Genomic DNA, 16,426 nt, shown 5'->3' on the forward strand with positions numbered 1-16,426 from the left:
CTATGGAAATTTATAAAAATGGGCTGCTGGTTTGAGCCTCCTGCCGGCAGAAGGGATTATGCCCCGTCTTCATTCGAATTTTTTCTCGACACAGGGTAAAACCTGTTAATACTCTCCAGAAGCGCCTGAATCATCGACTCTTTACTGCGACTGGATTTGTAAATGACTTCAATATCGACCGACAGCTCGACCTCTTGCCGGTCAATAACGCGAATCATGTCTCTTTCACACCAATATTGCGCAAAGCCCTCTGGCAACAACCCTATATAATTGCCCGTTAATATAAGTGCCAGAACACCTTCACTGGTTCTGGAATAGGAATCCAGCTTCCCAAGCACCGGCATCATCTCTCGAACCTCCTCTTCGCCCAAGTCATCATAGCCGGCTACCCGGTAGGATTTCAGGGTCAAACTACTGATCTCGCTGTCGGGCTTCTGGAACAATTCATGTTCGCGACTGCAATAGCACAGGTGTCGCTCAGAATAGAGATAACGTGACCGAAAGGAGGACGACAGGTTTTCGAAATAGCCAAATGCGCAGTGCAGGTCTCCCTCGGCCACTCGATCTTTCAACCTTACCGCCGGCTCAAACTCCAGGTGAAAACATATGCCAGGGAACAAGGTTTCAAGATCTCTCAGAATGTCCGAAATTCGCATATTCACATCAACGATGGTTTCCGATAATACGCCGATGCGAACGACCTCGTGCTCACCTTCTGCGACCAGCTGCAGTTGATCCTGAAACTTCCGCATCGCACCGTAGAATTCGTCGCTTGCATCGAGAACCTGCTGCCCCTGCTTGGTCAAGCGAAATCCCTTTACACCTCTTTCACAGAGGCGCATCTGTAATCGCGATTCCAACTGCGCCATATTCATGCTGATATTGGAAGGACTGGTATTCAGTTCATCCGCAGCCAACGAAAAGCTTTGTCTTTTTGCAACGGTACGGAATATTCTCAGAAGCTTGATGTCAATATTATGGAAAGCGTCTTGCATTCCTCACCTCAACGATAAATGTGAAACTCACGATAGTTAGAAACTGATCTGAGTATTTTCCAAGTCGATGCACTTGCCTCAACTCATATATTGAGCCAATATCTGACTAGGCACCAACTTGACCCAAATCAAATACTTAGATTATAGCCACGTTCTCCGATACCGGACCTGTTAGCAGGCAACGGCGAATAACTTACTGTTTTTGTTGGATTATTCCAACCCCGAACGATACCTTCTTTCCATTACTTCAGACTAAGCTTAACTATAGGTAACAATAATGCTATTTAGTCCGAAAGAGCCTCCTGATTACACTTTCCAGTGCCACATATACAAAGGGCATACATCAAACAGCATAATTCGTATTCTTATGAATTTTATGTCTCAAAAGGAAATATTTCATGGCTAAATCGATAAATGACTTACTGAATAGCGAGCAAATCAACAGCGTTCGTCGCCCGATAGAGAGTGCATTGACCCTTCCCGCGGAGGCATTTGTTAATGAAGACTTCTATCAGCTGGAAATTGACAAAATCTATATGCGACACTGGGTGGCAGCTCTTTTTCAGTTTGATGTAAACAGCCCCGGCGATATCAAGCCCTTTGAAATTTGCGAAATCCCACTGCTGGCGGTTAGAGGGCTGGATAACACTCTTCGGGTGTTCCACAACATCTGCCCCTACGATGGCTGCCAGGCGGCAATTGACCCTGCAAAGAACTGCCAGGAAATTGTAACGCCCTATCACGGCTGGACTTACGACCTGGAAGGCAAACTGATTAAGACCCCTTATTGGGACGGCTCTCGAGAAGGTAACCTGGATGTGCTGGCCGACAAGCAGGTCGATCTGGTTCCTGTTCACTGTGAGGTATTCCTGGATACAGTCTTCGTTAATCTGTCAGACAATCCCGAGCCCTTCGAAAAATATATTGCCCCGATTCTTCGCTGTGCAGAAGAATATGACCTGGAGGGCAGCGAAGTAGGGTTGGACGAAAATGGAAATCCTACAGTGTTAACAGCAGACGTAAAGAGCAACTGGAAGACCTTTTATGAGAATGCGTGTCTCAACGTACTTCATGAGAACTTCGTACACGAGCTTTATAACGCTTCACCTGAAGTTCCGCGCATCAAGGAGGATGGTGTCGCCAGTTTTAAGAACATTATTGACGGAAAATTTATGGCCCTCGGCTATAACCGCCTTGACTTTCAGCAAACCTATCCTCCGGTAGAGGCTCCCCACCTGGGAAAACATGCCCAACAGGAGCCCGAAAACGAGACTTTTGGAACACTCTACCCCAACTTCTATTTCTGCAGCTCCTCCCAATACCTTGAGGTGGCGTTTACACTTCCAAATGGTGCGTCAAAAGTTCGCCAGCATTCTACCTATCGCTTTCAAAAAGAGCTCGCCACCAGCAAAGAGACACTTGCTGACAGGCAGATTGCAATGAAGATGTTTGCGGGCGCGTTCAAAGAAGACGGAAGGATCTGTGAATCTGTACAAAAAGCCAGAAAATCCCCAGTCTACAACCAGAAGTTCTATGCGCCTTTCTGGGACGAAATGCATTATCGCTTCACCAACATGATTGTTGACGACCTTGAAAAATAGCTGATCATCCACAATCCCTGATCATCCATAAGCACCGGTTGAATCCTGTTAGCCGGTGCTTACTGATGCCTCCGTTCTGACCAGTTATCGAACCATTCTCACAAACCGACAACTAGCATTTTGAGTGGGTTTTCATTTAAAATACGTCCTTGGAAAATCAAAAAAAGGATGTCCAACAGAATGTCAAAAAAAGCCAGCCAACCTCGTGATCAATATTCTATCGACGATATTGACAAGGAGATCATTCGACAGCTTCGGGGCGATGGACGAATGTCCTATCGTATTCTTGGACAAAATGTTGGTCTTTCTGAAGCAGCTGTCAGACAGCGAGTTAACCGCCTGCGGGAGAACAACATCTTTACGATTTCCGTCGTAGTCAATCAGGAAGCATTTGGCATCAATAGCAGCGCGACCATTGGCATCAATGCTCAAGGCGACCTAAGGAAGGTAGCCCGAAAATTGGCCGACATACCCGAAACCGAGTATGTCAATATTACCGCCGGAAAATTCGACATTATCGTCGATGTTCTCGCCGCCGACAATAAAGAACTTTCAAGAATTATTATTGAGGAAATTAAGCCAATCAAGGAGATCACGGAAATATCCACCAACATTATCATGGAGAATTATAAGATCGCCTATGGCGCTGGCCCGAGCTGAACTCAGGGCCAGCTTGATAGCCACAGCAATACCGAAGAATAGCTACAGCAATACCGCAGAGATAACGCTCTCGTCACAGCTTTGAGCACTTGCTTCTAACACCTCATACAAGGTAGTTCTTTGGGCCGGCAGTCTGCCTGCAGCTCGAATAAGGTTAGCGAGCACAGATGCCGTCATTTGCTGACCGTGGCTGGCTCCAGCAGCTCGAGTAATACTCTCATTCATCAGCACCCCTCCCATATCATTGACACCAGCCGACAGCGCTAATCTCGCCCCTTGTGGCCCCAGTTTCACCCAGGATGCCTGTATGTTGGTAATGTAGGGATTGAGAACCAAACGTGAGACAGCGTGCATTAGAAGTGACTCCCGTAAACTCGGCCCTCTACGGGACAGACCACGCTTATAAATGGGCGCCTCATGGGCCACAAACGGCAGAGGCACAAACTCGGTAAACCCCATTGTCTCCTTCTGAAGGTCCAGAATAGCCAACAAATGCCGGGCCCAATGGGAATAATTATCCACGTGACCGAACATAATGGTGGCGGTAGTGGGTATACCTAGTGCATGGGCTTCGCGCATCACCGTTAGCCACTGCTGAGTATTGATTTTGTCGGGACAGAGAATTTCACGTACATCATCACACAATATCTCTGCGGCAGTGCCAGGAAGAGACTTCAGCCCCTTGCTTTTTAATTCCGACAGGAAGGTGTTCAGATCCAACCCCAGGGATTGCGCCCCATGCATTACTTCCAAAGGCGAAAATGCGTGGATATGCAGATCGGGTGCAACCTGGTGAATGGCGTTACAAATATTGATGTAGGTGTGTCCATCGTAGGAAGGGTGAATCCCCCCCTGCAAGCAGACCTCCGTTGCGCCCTGCGACTTTGCGTCTAATGCTCTGGTCTGGATTTCCTCCAAACTCAGGTTATAGGGCTTTTCCCTGAGTTCTTCTTGCACTTTACCCTTGGAAAATGCGCAAAATGTACAGTGATAACCACAAATATTGGTATAGTTAATATTTCGGTTAACGACGTAGGTAACCTGTTCGCCATTTGTGGTTCTACGCAACTTATCAGCGGCCGAACAGACAGCCTGAAAGTCCTTACCGCGGGCCGAGAAGAGTGTCACAATCTCAGCTTGCGTCAGCGTATCCCCCTGCTTTTCGACTTTCTCAAGAACCCGCTGAACTTCAACGGTAACGGCTAGATTTCCCAGTTCCGCGGCACCATCGAGCAACCGATAAAGCTCTGTGGGAACTATATCGCTTACTCCACTCAACCAGTCGTACTCGGAAGCGTAACCTTCACCATCAGCATAGCGCAGAATACCTGGACGCATGTTGTTGTCGCACCACTGATCCATTACCCGAACATAGTCCGGATAAACAGTCAATCGCTCGTGAAGCCACTTGCCCGCAGCGGCCGTTTTGTTTGCCAAAGAAGAAAGCTGAGGCCAGGGCGCCTCGGGATTCACAAAATCCGGGGTCAAGGGGGAGAGCCCCCCCCAATCGTTTATGCCTGCATTGATAAGGCTGGCCAGTGAATCGCGGTTCAGATTGGGAGGCACCTGAATACTCATTCCAGCGCCAAAAATAAGTCGAGCTACTGCTATAGTCCATAACAACTCGTTATCATCAGGCTCTACACTTATGGCCATTTTGGTGCCGGGCTTGGCACGGAAATTTTGAACAATGACCTCTTGAATATGACCGTACTGCTGATGCAGTTGACGAATACTCAGTAGCGATTCGATTCGTTCATAGCGGGTTTCGCCAATACCTATCAGGATACCTGTCGTAAAAGGCACCCTCTTCTTTCCCGCACGCTCAATCGACTGCAGGCGAACTGAGGGTTCTTTGTCCGGCGATCCGTAATGAGGCATGCCTTTTTCGCACAGCCGCTCCGATGCGGACTCGAGCATAATGCCCATCGATGCGGAGACCCGCCTGAGCATATCAACCTCTTCCTCATCCATGCAGCCTGCATTGATGTGTGGTAGTAAGCCGGTTTCCTGATGAATCCGTTTCGCCATATGGGCCACATATTCCAAGGTGGTCTTAAAGCCCATTTCCGCTAACGCCTTGCGAGCCGCGCTATAGCGCAACTCCGGCTTTTCGCCCAAGGTCAAGAGCGCCTCCTTACACCCCAGGTCCGCCCCCTGGCGAGCCACTTCCAGAACCTGTTCCTCACTCATGTAGAGGTAGCTGCTCTGGTTAGGTACTTTGGCAAAGGTACAATAGTGGCAGACATCGCGACATAGATGGGTCAACGGAATAAAGACTTTTTTCGAGTAGGTCACATAATTGCCAAAGCCCTGGTCCCGCAATCGACCCGCGACAGCCATCAAGGACTGCGTATCAATGGCTGTTGCCAACGACAGCGACTGCTCGTCGCTGATCACGTCACCAGCTTCAGCGGCAAGGATAACGTCCTTAACCTCTGCTGCCAGGCTATACTTTTCTAATAACTGATAGGTCGATCGATTATGGTATTGGCTATCATTAACCAACACCTTAATCAATTTCTCCAATTGCTCAGGCGTATCAATGTCGACACCCAGAGCTTTTGAGCGTATCACCTTGACTCTGAGACCAACCGCAGTGGCCGCCTCCAAATGACATTGAAAACTGTTCCTGCCATAAGACGGACTAAATCCACAACCAGTATCAACCAGTATCGCATTGGTCCCTTCATTGTCGGCACAGGGTACTAACACCAACTCGGCTCCTTCAGCCTCGTGAACAATGGCAGATAGCTCTCGGGAATCAATCAATGGCAAATCAGCATGAACAACCATTGCGCGCTCAACTCCAGCAGACGCGGCATCTTCGAGAGCGGCAGAGATTGCGCTATTGAGGTCCCTATCCTGCGGCAAGGCGAGCAACTCGCACCCCTCCGGTAAAGGTAGTTGAAAGAAGTCGCTATTGGAGCAGACCACTTTCACTCGATCAACAAATTCAAGAGCGTTCAGCTCATCGACCACATCCTTACACATGGCCTGCATAAACTCCCTTCTCTGATCTTCAGACAACACGCTTGACAACCGCGTTTTGTAGCTACCGAAGGATTTAACCGGTACTATTGCCCACATTTATATAACCTCAACCACTTTTTCTTCACACAAATATTCTCGCAAGCAACATCTGGATAGACTTAACTCTGTTGCCGCCCTATTTTCCCGTAGTTACAACAATACCTGCACCGGGAATCTTGTATGCCTTATTTAGTGTTATAAGAATCGACGTCATACCTTCTACCGCAATGCTGTTGTTGATATTGCCAGCGTGCCAGGCATTCATTCCCGCGTCCCGGGCGAGCTCTATCACCAACGAGCGCGCTTCTTTATCGTTACCACACACCAAGACATCACACTGAATTTTGTGATCACTATTCAAATGTGCCGCAGCAATATTTTGAAACGCTGAAACCACTTTTACATTTTCACCCAGTGTATCTTGCGCAATCATTCCCGCACTACCTGCTTCTGGAATACTGACAGTGCCCACTTTGGGCGGTGCAAGGCACACAGTCGTATCAATCACAATCTTGCCTTGCACCGCCGCCCTAACCTCTGCCAGCAAGGCAGCCTGGTGTGAGAAAGGCACAGAGACGACCACTACGTCACCCTCAGCAGCAGCGGCCAGATTATCGCAGCCCTTTACTTCGGCTTCGGGTAAACGCTGCCTCACGGCGTTTGCCGCTTCAATGGCTCTATCCTCTATCCTCGAGCCAATAATAATCTTGTAACCGGCTTTAGCCCAACGGTATACCAGCCCGCCACCGAGATCCCCCGTTCCACCCAACACCGAAATAACGCTCTTATTCATGCTTAGATACCTGCTAATTTTGCCAACTGAAGATTATGTCGATAAACCGGCGACCTAGGTTAATAGCGCATCGTCAACAGCGCCCAATGACTTGGCCATCTCCAGCGTGTCGCTGGCATACCACATATGTGTGACTTTCCCATTTTCGACGGCGAACATGTCTCGCATTTTCCAGGCGACATTCTTACCGTGGGCAGCAATGCCTTTGTAATCTGCTACAAATCTGGCCTTGAATATCGCGTCCAAGACCACCATGCCATTATCACCCGCGAACATAGCTTTGATATCAAACTCACCATCGGCAAAAGCTATGTCTGAAGGTCTCAAAATCTTTTCCATAAGCTCCTCTTTCCCATGGACCTCGGCACGCATGGTCCAGTCATAGACAACGACATCATCCGCGACAATCTCAAAGCCTTGCTCCAGTGTTTCCGCACTGAACATACTTTTGACAATTTCCAAGGCATCTTTATTTAAATTTGTCATAAATTTATTACTCACTTATAAGAAAAGTGCATTTGCACTACCGCTGATCCGTTGACTGAATCAGCACCGAAATCAATCTTCCGCCGGCCACCCCTTGTATTGAAGCAGGTTGTCCGCTATGTCATACCACGGCGCCTGGCTACCCACGAAAATATGCTCAGCCGGGCGTACACCGGGGTCTTGGGAAACGCTTCCCAGGAAGACAAAACTGACCTTTTCACCCTCCATAACCGCCAGGCTTGAGCCACACTGACGACAAAAAAGGCGGTAGGCTTCGGGCGAAGAGTGATAACGAGACAACAGACCCTCACCGCTAAGCCACTGAAAACTATCGGAATTTACCCTTGCAGAAGTAGAAAAAGCAGAGCCTGAAAACTTACGACACATGGAACAATGACAGTTCCCTGCATCAAAAAGAGGTTCGCTGACCTCATAACGGACGCCACCACACAGGCACCCTCCAGTAATACTCTTATCTTGAGTCATTAAATCCCTCCAAGCGCCACAACGGCCAACGAATCCAGAAACTATTTTCAATCGTGAGACTCACCTTATAACGCTATATTAGTTTCTTCAAGTCATTTAGTTAACTTTTTCAGTTGAAGGAATACATTATTAGTGCCAATATCGTTTCCACAAAGACAGAGATTCATCAATCAACTCTTTTAACAACGGATATCAGAGGAAACAGACATGAAAGTAGGCGTCTACCAACACGGTATTAACTGGAGCTGGGAGAAGGTAAAAGAATATTGGCTAACCGTGGATAAACTCGGTTTTGATGCCGGATGGATGATGGACAACGGCGTCTATCCCGATATGGATGGCAATATGCTTGATGTGTGGGAAACCTGGACGGTACTATCCATTTTGGCCGAAATCACCGACAACATCAGAATGGGCCCGATGGTCACCCCCTGCCGACGCAGAAATCCCGGATTGTTGGCTAAAATGACCGCCTGTATTGATCAGATCAGCAAGGGGCGACTTGATCTTGCTATAGGGTCTGGCGACGATCCCATCTACTTTGTTCCCTGGGGACAGACCTACCCCAAAGCGTCTGAGCGCGTAAAATACCTGAGTGAGGAAATCGAGATCCTCAAGCGGATGTGGACTGAAAAGGCTGTCAATTTCGAGGGTGAGTACTATACACTTGCCGAAGCCACGGCTGATCCCAAACCGCACCAGAATCCCCATATCCCTGTATGGGTCGGTCTGGTGATGGGCAGAAAAGTCATGCCAAAATTGGCCGCTGAACAAGCAGATGCGATCAACGTGTACAACGCCAGTGATCGGGCTTCTGCCGAACTCTTGGCGCTGGTCGAGGAACACTGCGCGGAAATTGGAAGAGATTACCACGCTATACCCAAGTCGCGCAGCGTCAATGTCATCATGACCGATGGAACGTTCAATCCATCTTCATTACCCACGCAAGCGGACGGATCATTCCCTCACGTTATAGGCAGCCCTGAAGAGCTCGCACAGGAAAGGGCAGCCACGCTGGACATGCAGCATCAACGAGTCAAAGCCAGTGATGACAAACACAGCATCTATTCAAGAGTAACTGAACGCCATGTGATTGGCACGCCCGATGAGATTGTCGACGAACTGAAAGAGATTGCCGGCAACACCTATGAACAGGTCATCATTCACGGCTTGAATACCATGGAAGACGTGCAAAGGTTTGCCTCCGACATATTGCCCAAGTTAAAAGACTAGCGACTGTCAGGAAACAATCCATATATCACCAAATTGTTTATGAGGATGCCTTAATGGAAGTATCTACTTTAATGGTCGGTTGGGGCTGGAGCTTTGAGCAGCTGAAAGCGGGCTGGAAGGAAATTGAGGAGTTGGGATTCGATGCGTGCTATATGGGGGACGACCTCTTCCCTCACTATTTTGACGACGATGTTGAAAACGCGCAGAGCCAGGTTGAGGTTTACGACCCCTGGACGATTCTACCCATCATGGCGGATTCAACCAGCCGAATGCGCATCGGCTCCCTGGTATCACCGGCGGGCCGGCGTCACCCCGCGCTGTTCGCCAAAATGACCAGCATCGTTGACACCATATCCAAGGGCCGCCTGACCGTCAGTATGGGTGCCGGGAATTCACCTGACCAGAGAGCGGCGTTAGGAGAGCCCAATTTATCCGGCATGGGGCGGGCGGCAAGGTTGGAGGAGGAGGTTCGCATCCTGGACTCCCTCTGGAAAAATGAGCGAAGCAGCCTAGAAGGCCAGTACTACACCGTCAACAAGATGGTGAACTACCCGAAACCCGTCAGCAAACCCAGGCCAGAAATCCAAATTGCCTTCAAGAGTAAAAAGTTCCTCACCCGCTTGTCTGCAGAGTTTGCCGATCGCGTCAACTTGATCGGCGGGGACGACTCAATTGCACAGGGCGCGCTCGATGCGCTGAAGAGTCACTGTGAGGACCTTGGCCGCGACTATAATCAGATCAAAAAAGGTAGGTTGTGTGCCATTATGTTTACGGACGAAGAAGTCGGACCAGATCAGCTGGACAGGGTTCTGGAAGAGCGCGCCCGCCAGATTGGAAAGAAAACCGAGGATATGCTTGATGAACACAAGGACTTGGTTCTGTCCTATGTCGGTCCGGCCAGCGGTTGTGTCGAGGCCCTCAAAAAGCGCACGCTGGATATGGGGATTGATGAAATCGTCATGTGTCCCGATACTATCAGCGAGAATAGTTATGAGAACACAATGAAGGGGCTGCGGTTTTTTGCCAAAGAAGTGATGCCAGGGCTAAAGGCTCTTTAAACAGCATTCTCTTGTGAACGCCTTGCTGTAATGTTATTCGGCAGCCGTCACGCTGAGATTGCAATATGGAGTAAGACCCGAGGTATTCCAAAGCATCTGATTATTGATGCCGTCATTAATTGGGCGCTTTGGGCATTACATCTTAATTACGCGAACGCTTTGTACTGCATTTCAACAATGAGGTAGACTCCTAAAATGGCATTATCGAAAGATCGCAGCCTCTATGCCCCGGTATCTGCTAGCTACGTATTAGGCTATATTTCAGCATTTACCATGCCAATGCTTGTTGGCTCCATCATGGCAGGCTTGAACGTTTCAGAAACCGAGATAGGACTTATTATCAGTATGGAGCTGGTCGGCATAGCCGCTTCCTCCATTCTACTTTCCGGTAAAGTCGGTGTGCTCAACCTACGGCATATTGCACTGCTGGGTTGTGTCACAGCGGTGCTGGGACATGGGCTTTCCATCGCCACCGATTCACTTTGGCTATTCATATTCGCCCGCACACTCGCCGGGGTTGGAGAAGGGGCTACGCTCGCTGCGGGTAATGCACTGGCGGCGCATGCACAGAAACCCGACCGGATATTTGCAGTGGCGCAAATTGCAGTGAGCGTTTTTACCATGCTGCTGGTTGCCTCGTTACCCTATCTAACAGACGCTTGGGGCTATAAAGCGGGAATATTGAGCGTAATAGCAGTGATTCTTTTATGGTTTCCGGCGGTTTCCTATTTCCCAGTCCAACCAAGCACAGGGCCAACGAACAGTACCGAGACAAGGAAAATCCGATTTCCCAATTTTTACCTTGGCATAATGGCACTGACGGCCTTTGCCCTTATGTCCACGTCCGACATCGCCATGTGGGTATTTACTGAGAGGATCGGGGTAAGCATCGGTGTGTCATCGGAAACCATCGGCCTACTGCTCAGCGCGTCTACCGGAATGGGGCTGTTAGGGGCTCTTCTAGCAGCGATAATCAGCGATCGCTTCGGGAGACTTCTTCCCATGACGATTGTCCTACTGTTATTGGCGGCATCCAATATTGGCCTCAGCTACGCAGAAACCGTTACCGTATACAGTGTGAGCTTGCTGCCATTGAATATGGCTATTCTGTTTTTGACGCCTTATTTCCTTGGCACTCTCTCAACGCTGGACGAACAGGGTTCTTGGACCACCTTGTCAGGAGTGGTAGGCCCTCTGGCTTTTGCTGCTGGACCTCTCCTGGCAGGCATGATCATAGTTGACGGGTCATACACCGCCGTGGGCTGGATGACCGGCGGTTTCGCCTTTGCCGCCTTACTGCTGATGATCTATGTGCTAAAGGCACTGAAGTCGAGTGATCAGACAGGCCCCAGCCCTGCTGCCGCCTGTTAGTTTCTTGTAACTGTGAGCTTTGGGGCTCTTACGAGCCCTTTTTTGTGCAACGGAAAGGCGCTGAACTGTGAAGCCCACGTGCTAATTACAAGCCTTGTATTTATGACCGCGTTGGTTCCACTGTCAACAGGAATTTGCTTTTCCTAATATTCCGCAATGACAGAATTCCCTTCCATTCGGAAAACATTATCCCTGTTGAATTTCAGAGGAATCTTTAGACTTGCTCCATATGAACCCAACCAGTAGCACCAGGTACCGCTTGCACACGGGGGATATGCAGAAAAAGGGAGTAGTTCCATAAGCTATGGATGTGATCGATTTTTGCCAGAAAACCCATATTTCACAGTGTATTTCGAGTCTTCGAAGTGGTAAGTGTGGGCGTTTGGTACCGGAGGCCGGACTTGAAGACCGTTGATTTATAAGCGATTTTGGGTCTGTGTCGTTGATTTGTCGCGCAGAATTTGTCTCCTCGATTCAGCCGTTTTTACCATACTCCATAATAACTAACCTCAAATCTCCCCAAAGCACCTTATTTCAACCGAAGAACTGACACGCCACTCAAGATCGAAATTCACCTGTCTCACCACCACAGACATTACCATCTACCTTTGCAGCCAGCTATAGATAAATTGCCCGTGCATGGCCTCAGCGATTTCACGCAGCTGATAGCTGAACTTGGTATTACCATAGCGGGCTGACAGGTGGCTCGCCAAAAGTCCCAAACTGTTGCCGCGAATGGATAGTAGATCGGGTTGTTGCTTATAGATATTCAGATAAGCATTTTTAGCCTGTTCGAAGTGCCCGTTGACCAACAATTCCAGTGGCTTCTGCTGTTGCTCACTGAGTGGCTTAAGAACCCGAATAGGACTGCCCAATTGATGCCACTCTAACATCTTGTCTTCACGAAGCCGGAGTTTAACGCCAGACATGTCCGTTAGCACTTCTCTATCATCAACAGGATAAAGCGATGAAAACACCGTTTCGGTAACCTCCATCTGCAACTGCCCATCGGCCAGATAAATCTTAAGGGCTTTGTCCGGGCTGAAATCGTAACGACCAATCCAGCCATGTGCCGCAGTTTCCGACAGGGTAATGCCAGATTGAGGTGTTGTTTTATAAGCAAGCACTGCTTCTAGAACTGGATCCCTCCCCTCCAGGATATCTTGCATTGCAGTGGTGACGGGAATATCCAAAGCAATGGCGTCGCGCCCGTCGTTATCGTAGGTGCTGATCCACTCAGAGAACGATAAGCTAACGATGGTACGTGAATTGGGTAAAAGGTATTTCGCCTGTGGACCGGCCTCGCCAGCAAAAGAGGCTCTGTCTCCCACCTTCTCTCCCGCAAATAGCGTCCGGGTTTTGATCTCCATATTCCCCGAGAAATTGATTGCCGCGGAGAATGTGTTTCGACCTGTAATAACAAACAGTTTCCCGCGCTGGTTTATACTCTTGCGTTCAGCGATACCGTTGATCAACAGGGCATTAAGATGGGAATTCCCACCTCCGTTATTACGGACATCGACAATCAGTTTTTGAGGGTAAAACTCATCTATCGCTTGTAATACCTGACCACTGAATGTCGCGATTTCCCCCTTGGTCCGCTCTAAAGCTGACCCGTAGTAAACATAGAGCGTTTTGTCCTTATCCAGGTATTCAAACCATCGGGACTTCCCCGAATTTAGCAGATAGAGTGGCTTGGGTCCCTTCAGATCCTGGAGAGTTTTAAAGTTCACTTCACCGATTGACCGCTGTTCTTTTTGAAAACGATGGCTTGTACGTTCACCGTCCGACAAAATTAGAGACAGGGTTACTTGTTTGTCCGATTCCGCTATACCAACCGCCTTCAGCAATCCAGCGTAGTGGTATACGAACCTGGAGTGATTCCTGTAGCCGGATTCATTGACGGCTGGAATTTGCCTGGCCATTCGGCGAGCCGCTTCTGCCACGGGCATTGCGTCAAACGCCGTAATCTTCGCCCCCAACAGGTGTTCATACTGTTCATCCACGCGAGTCAGAAACAGGCCATTTTCAAACCACTCGACGCCAAAAGAATAGAATCCAAAACGTTCTCGATTATTGACTATGTAGGAATGCCCGTCGTTAATATAAGCAACCAGTGCATTGAAGTAGCTGTTCACGACGTGGGGGTCAACAGCCCCCGTTGATTCGATGTAGTCTTCAACCTCATCGACAAGTGACCTATAGCCGGACTCGCCCCTGGACCAGAATGGATTGACATGATCGTTGCGAATGAAAGAATCCAATTGCCGCAGGTCTTGCAACCATTGCTCTTTGGTTAGATCAGATCTTACCCTGTTAGGTGTGAGTGAATTCAGATATTTTTGGTAGCGAGTTTTTATCCTGGGAGAAATAAAGGATATCTTCATCGGAAACCGGTGCAGGGCAACACCTGCTTTGGAAAAATAGTCCAGTGTGTCGGTGCTGATGTCGCCATTGCCCAACGCGTTCAAGCCTCCATATTCAGTCTCAAGACGGTGTTTCAAATCGGGAAATGGCTTGCGAATATTGAAAATGTGAACCAGATCCAAACGATCATCACTGAATATCAATTGGACAGATCGCTTTTGCCCCAGGTACAGAAAGCCCGAGCATTCCAATTGTCGCTCTGTAGCGGCGCTTTCATCGATTCTGTTTTGATTGGTCTGAATTCTTAGGTGGTCGCATCTCCCGAACAGTTTGCTTTTGACATTATCTATACTTGCGCCAAATGGTGCTATGTTGTGAGCCAGCTGCTGTGCACCAGCCGGGGTTGTACACAGAAGCGCAAAGCAGAGCAGAAGGTGCCTCAAAAAAGGCTTTTGAGCAGTCATCTTTGCTTGATCATCCACCATCCAACAGTCACGTTAACTGACTAGAGTGCATAAAGCTGTCTTTTGTTTTAGTAGGCAAATTCTTCGCTTTCCAATGCCATCAGATTGGCCGAGCCAGAGTGCATCATCTTGAGGTGCGCACACGTCCTTGGCAAGATCCGCTCGAAGTAGAATTTCGCCGTTAACAACTTGGCTCGGTAAAATCCAGCCTCACTGTTTCCTGACGCCAGCTTTTCGCTGGCTACCGCCGCTGCCTTTGCCCAGAAATAGGCGAGCACCACATAGCCCGAGAACATCAGGTAGTCAACCGAGGCGGCCCCTAACTCATCCGGGTTTCCGGCGGATCTCTCCGAGATAGCGGTTGATACACTCTCCCACTCATGAATGGAACATTCGAGCGGTTCAACAAACTCAGTGAGGTTCTCATTGTCCGCATGGCGATTACAGAACTGCTTTGCCAGCTGGGTAAACTGCATCAGATTCTCGAGCCCGCTGCCCACCACCTTACGCCCCAAGAGATCCAGGGCCTGGATGCCGGTAGTGCCCTCGTAAATTGTTGCAATGCGGCTGTCCCGGACATTTTGCTCCACGCCCCACTCTTGAATATAGCCGTGGCCACCAAAACACTGCAGCGCCAAGTTGGCCGCTTCAAACCCTGCCTCCGTCAGAAATCCTTTACCTATGGGAGTCAGCAACGCCAACAGTGCTTCTGCATTGAGGCTATCGCCCTTGTTGTTGCTGCGCTTGAGAATATCAGCCTGCTGCGCACAGAAAGCGACCAGCATTCTGCCCCCTTCGGCAAATGCTTTTTGCGTCAGCAACATTCTGCGTACATCGGGGTGAACGATAATCGGGTCCGCTGCTGTATCGGGGCTCTTGACTCCCGACAATGAACGCATCTGCAGTCGCTCTCGTGCATAGCCGAGTGACTTTTGATAGCCCAGTTCAGCATGCATGACCCCTTGTAAGGCGGTGCCCAATCGCATGATCCCCATAAAGGTGAACATGCATTTGAGTCCCTTGTGAGGTTGACCGATCAGGAAACCTGTGGCGCCGTCAAAGTTCATAACGCAGGTCGCACTCCCTTTGAGCCCCATCTTGTGTTCCAGCGAACCACAACTCAGGCGATTGCGCTGCCCCGGGTTACCGTCAGCGTCCGGCAGGAACTTGGGTACCACAAACAACGATATGCCCCTCGAGCCTTCCGGTGCATCCGGCAGACGAGCCAGAGCGACGTGAACAATATTGTTCGCCATATCGTGCTCACCGGCAGAAATGAATATTTTGGTTCCCTGAATATTATAGGAGCCGTCGCCATTGGGAGATGCCTGACTGCGCAGCAGCCCCAGATCCGTGCCGCAATGGGGCTCCGTCAGGCACATGGTGCCTGTCCAGCTTCCTTCAACCAGCTTGGGCAGATAGATTGACTTGACGGCTTCACTGGCGTGGGCTTGTATGGTGTGGGCGGCCCCGTGCGACAATGAGGCATACATGCTCCAGGAGAAGTTTGCGGTACCGATAAATTCATTGAGCACGGAGTGAAGAGATTGTGGCAACCCCTGACCACCCAGCGACGGATCATGGTCCATTGCCGGCCACCCGGCAGCCACGTATTGTTGATAAGCGTCTCGGAAGCCCTCGGGGGTGGTGACTTCTCCGTCACTCCACTGACAGCCCTGTTGATCCCCCACGCTGTTGAGAGGTGCCAGCACCCGTTCGGCGAACTTGGCGCCCTCTTCCAGAATTGCGGTTACCAGTTCCGCAGTGGCCTCTTCGTAACCCATTGCCTGATAGTGTTGTTCAAAATCCAGGAGATCGTTCATGACGAACTCTATATCTCGAAGGGGCGCTTTGTAGTCGGTCATTGCAATTTGCTCGC

General features: G+C 49.5%; 12 protein-coding genes. 5 read left to right on the top strand and 7 right to left on the bottom strand.

Going from position 1 to position 16,426, the window contains the following annotated elements:
• Positions 1–56: 56 nt before the first annotated feature.
• Positions 57–995, bottom strand: a complete 939-nt coding sequence (locus HBA55_RS02355; protein WP_166986506.1) for a LysR family transcriptional regulator — start codon at positions 993–995, stop codon at positions 57–59.
• Positions 996–1,393: 398 nt separating this feature from the next.
• On the opposite strand from HBA55_RS02355, the gene HBA55_RS02360 reads away from it, so the two are divergent.
• On the top strand, positions 1,394–2,596 hold the full coding sequence (locus HBA55_RS02360; protein WP_166986509.1) for an aromatic ring-hydroxylating oxygenase subunit alpha: 1,203 nt from the start codon (positions 1,394–1,396) through the stop codon (positions 2,594–2,596).
• 180 nt (positions 2,597–2,776) lie between these two features.
• Complete coding sequence (locus HBA55_RS02365; RefSeq protein WP_166986512.1) at positions 2,777–3,256, top strand: Lrp/AsnC family transcriptional regulator; 480 nt, start codon at positions 2,777–2,779, stop codon at positions 3,254–3,256.
• 42 nt (positions 3,257–3,298) lie between these two features.
• Here the strand turns inward: HBA55_RS02365 and cofH are convergent, their stop codons facing one another.
• From cofH to HBA55_RS02385, 4 genes are all read right to left on the bottom strand, one after another.
• Positions 3,299–6,346: a 5-amino-6-(D-ribitylamino)uracil--L-tyrosine 4-hydroxyphenyl transferase CofH gene (cofH, locus tag HBA55_RS02370; protein ID WP_166986515.1), complete on the bottom strand. Its 3,048-nt coding sequence runs from the start codon at positions 6,344–6,346 to the stop codon at positions 3,299–3,301.
• A gap of 79 nt (positions 6,347–6,425) precedes the next feature.
• Complete coding sequence (gene npdG, locus HBA55_RS02375) at positions 6,426–7,082, bottom strand: NADPH-dependent F420 reductase (RefSeq protein ID WP_166986518.1); 657 nt, start codon at positions 7,080–7,082, stop codon at positions 6,426–6,428.
• A 54-nt stretch (positions 7,083–7,136) separates the two neighbouring features.
• Entirely contained in the window at positions 7,137–7,568 is a 432-nt protein-coding gene (locus HBA55_RS02380; RefSeq protein ID WP_166986521.1) for an ester cyclase, read from the bottom strand.
• A 72-nt stretch (positions 7,569–7,640) separates the two neighbouring features.
• Positions 7,641–8,054, bottom strand: a complete 414-nt coding sequence (locus HBA55_RS02385) for a GFA family protein (RefSeq protein WP_166986524.1) — start codon at positions 8,052–8,054, stop codon at positions 7,641–7,643.
• A 207-nt stretch (positions 8,055–8,261) separates the two neighbouring features.
• On the opposite strand from HBA55_RS02385, the gene HBA55_RS02390 reads away from it, so the two are divergent.
• From HBA55_RS02390 to HBA55_RS02400, 3 genes are all read left to right on the top strand, one after another.
• Positions 8,262–9,287, top strand: a complete 1,026-nt coding sequence (locus HBA55_RS02390; protein ID WP_166986527.1) for an LLM class flavin-dependent oxidoreductase — start codon at positions 8,262–8,264, stop codon at positions 9,285–9,287.
• A gap of 53 nt (positions 9,288–9,340) precedes the next feature.
• Entirely contained in the window at positions 9,341–10,345 is a 1,005-nt protein-coding gene (locus HBA55_RS02395; RefSeq protein ID WP_166986529.1) for an LLM class flavin-dependent oxidoreductase, read from the top strand.
• A 195-nt stretch (positions 10,346–10,540) separates the two neighbouring features.
• Positions 10,541–11,716 carry an MFS transporter gene (locus HBA55_RS02400; RefSeq protein ID WP_166986532.1) on the top strand — a complete coding sequence of 392 codons (1,176 nt, stop codon included), beginning with the start codon at positions 10,541–10,543 and terminating at the stop codon, positions 11,714–11,716.
• 602 nt (positions 11,717–12,318) lie between these two features.
• On the opposite strand, the gene HBA55_RS02405 is transcribed toward HBA55_RS02400, so the two are convergent.
• Both HBA55_RS02405 and HBA55_RS02410 read right to left on the bottom strand, forming a co-directional pair.
• Entirely contained in the window at positions 12,319–14,265 is a 1,947-nt protein-coding gene (locus HBA55_RS02405) for a S41 family peptidase (RefSeq protein ID WP_166986535.1), read from the bottom strand.
• 350 nt (positions 14,266–14,615) lie between these two features.
• On the bottom strand, positions 14,616–16,412 hold the full coding sequence (locus tag HBA55_RS02410; protein ID WP_166986538.1) for an acyl-CoA dehydrogenase C-terminal domain-containing protein: 1,797 nt from the start codon (positions 16,410–16,412) through the stop codon (positions 14,616–14,618).
• Positions 16,413–16,426: the final 14 nt, after the last annotated feature.

The sequence above is a fragment of the Pseudomaricurvus alkylphenolicus genome (genome assembly GCF_011683955.1).
Classification (GTDB): Bacteria; Pseudomonadota; Gammaproteobacteria; order Pseudomonadales; family Cellvibrionaceae; genus Pseudomaricurvus; species Pseudomaricurvus alkylphenolicus.

Excerpts from the sequence above, each read along its gene's own strand:
- HBA55_RS02355 (WP_166986506.1), bottom strand. The coding sequence starts at position 995 with ATGCAAGACGCTTTCCATAATATTGACATCAAGCTTCTGAGAATATTC.
- HBA55_RS02360 (WP_166986509.1), top strand. The coding sequence starts at position 1,394 with ATGGCTAAATCGATAAATGACTTACTGAATAGCGAGCAAATCAACAGC.
- HBA55_RS02365 (WP_166986512.1), top strand. The coding sequence starts at position 2,777 with ATGTCAAAAAAAGCCAGCCAACCTCGTGATCAATATTCTATCGACGAT.
- cofH (WP_166986515.1), bottom strand. The coding sequence starts at position 6,346 with ATGTGGGCAATAGTACCGGTTAAATCCTTCGGTAGCTACAAAACGCGG.
- npdG (WP_166986518.1), bottom strand. The coding sequence starts at position 7,082 with ATGAATAAGAGCGTTATTTCGGTGTTGGGTGGAACGGGGGATCTCGGT.
- HBA55_RS02380 (WP_166986521.1), bottom strand. The coding sequence starts at position 7,568 with ATGACAAATTTAAATAAAGATGCCTTGGAAATTGTCAAAAGTATGTTC.
- HBA55_RS02385 (WP_166986524.1), bottom strand. The coding sequence starts at position 8,054 with ATGACTCAAGATAAGAGTATTACTGGAGGGTGCCTGTGTGGTGGCGTC.
- HBA55_RS02390 (WP_166986527.1), top strand. The coding sequence starts at position 8,262 with ATGAAAGTAGGCGTCTACCAACACGGTATTAACTGGAGCTGGGAGAAG.
- HBA55_RS02395 (WP_166986529.1), top strand. The coding sequence starts at position 9,341 with ATGGAAGTATCTACTTTAATGGTCGGTTGGGGCTGGAGCTTTGAGCAG.
- HBA55_RS02400 (WP_166986532.1), top strand. The coding sequence starts at position 10,541 with ATGGCATTATCGAAAGATCGCAGCCTCTATGCCCCGGTATCTGCTAGC.
- HBA55_RS02410 (WP_166986538.1), bottom strand. The coding sequence starts at position 16,412 with ATGACCGACTACAAAGCGCCCCTTCGAGATATAGAGTTCGTCATGAAC.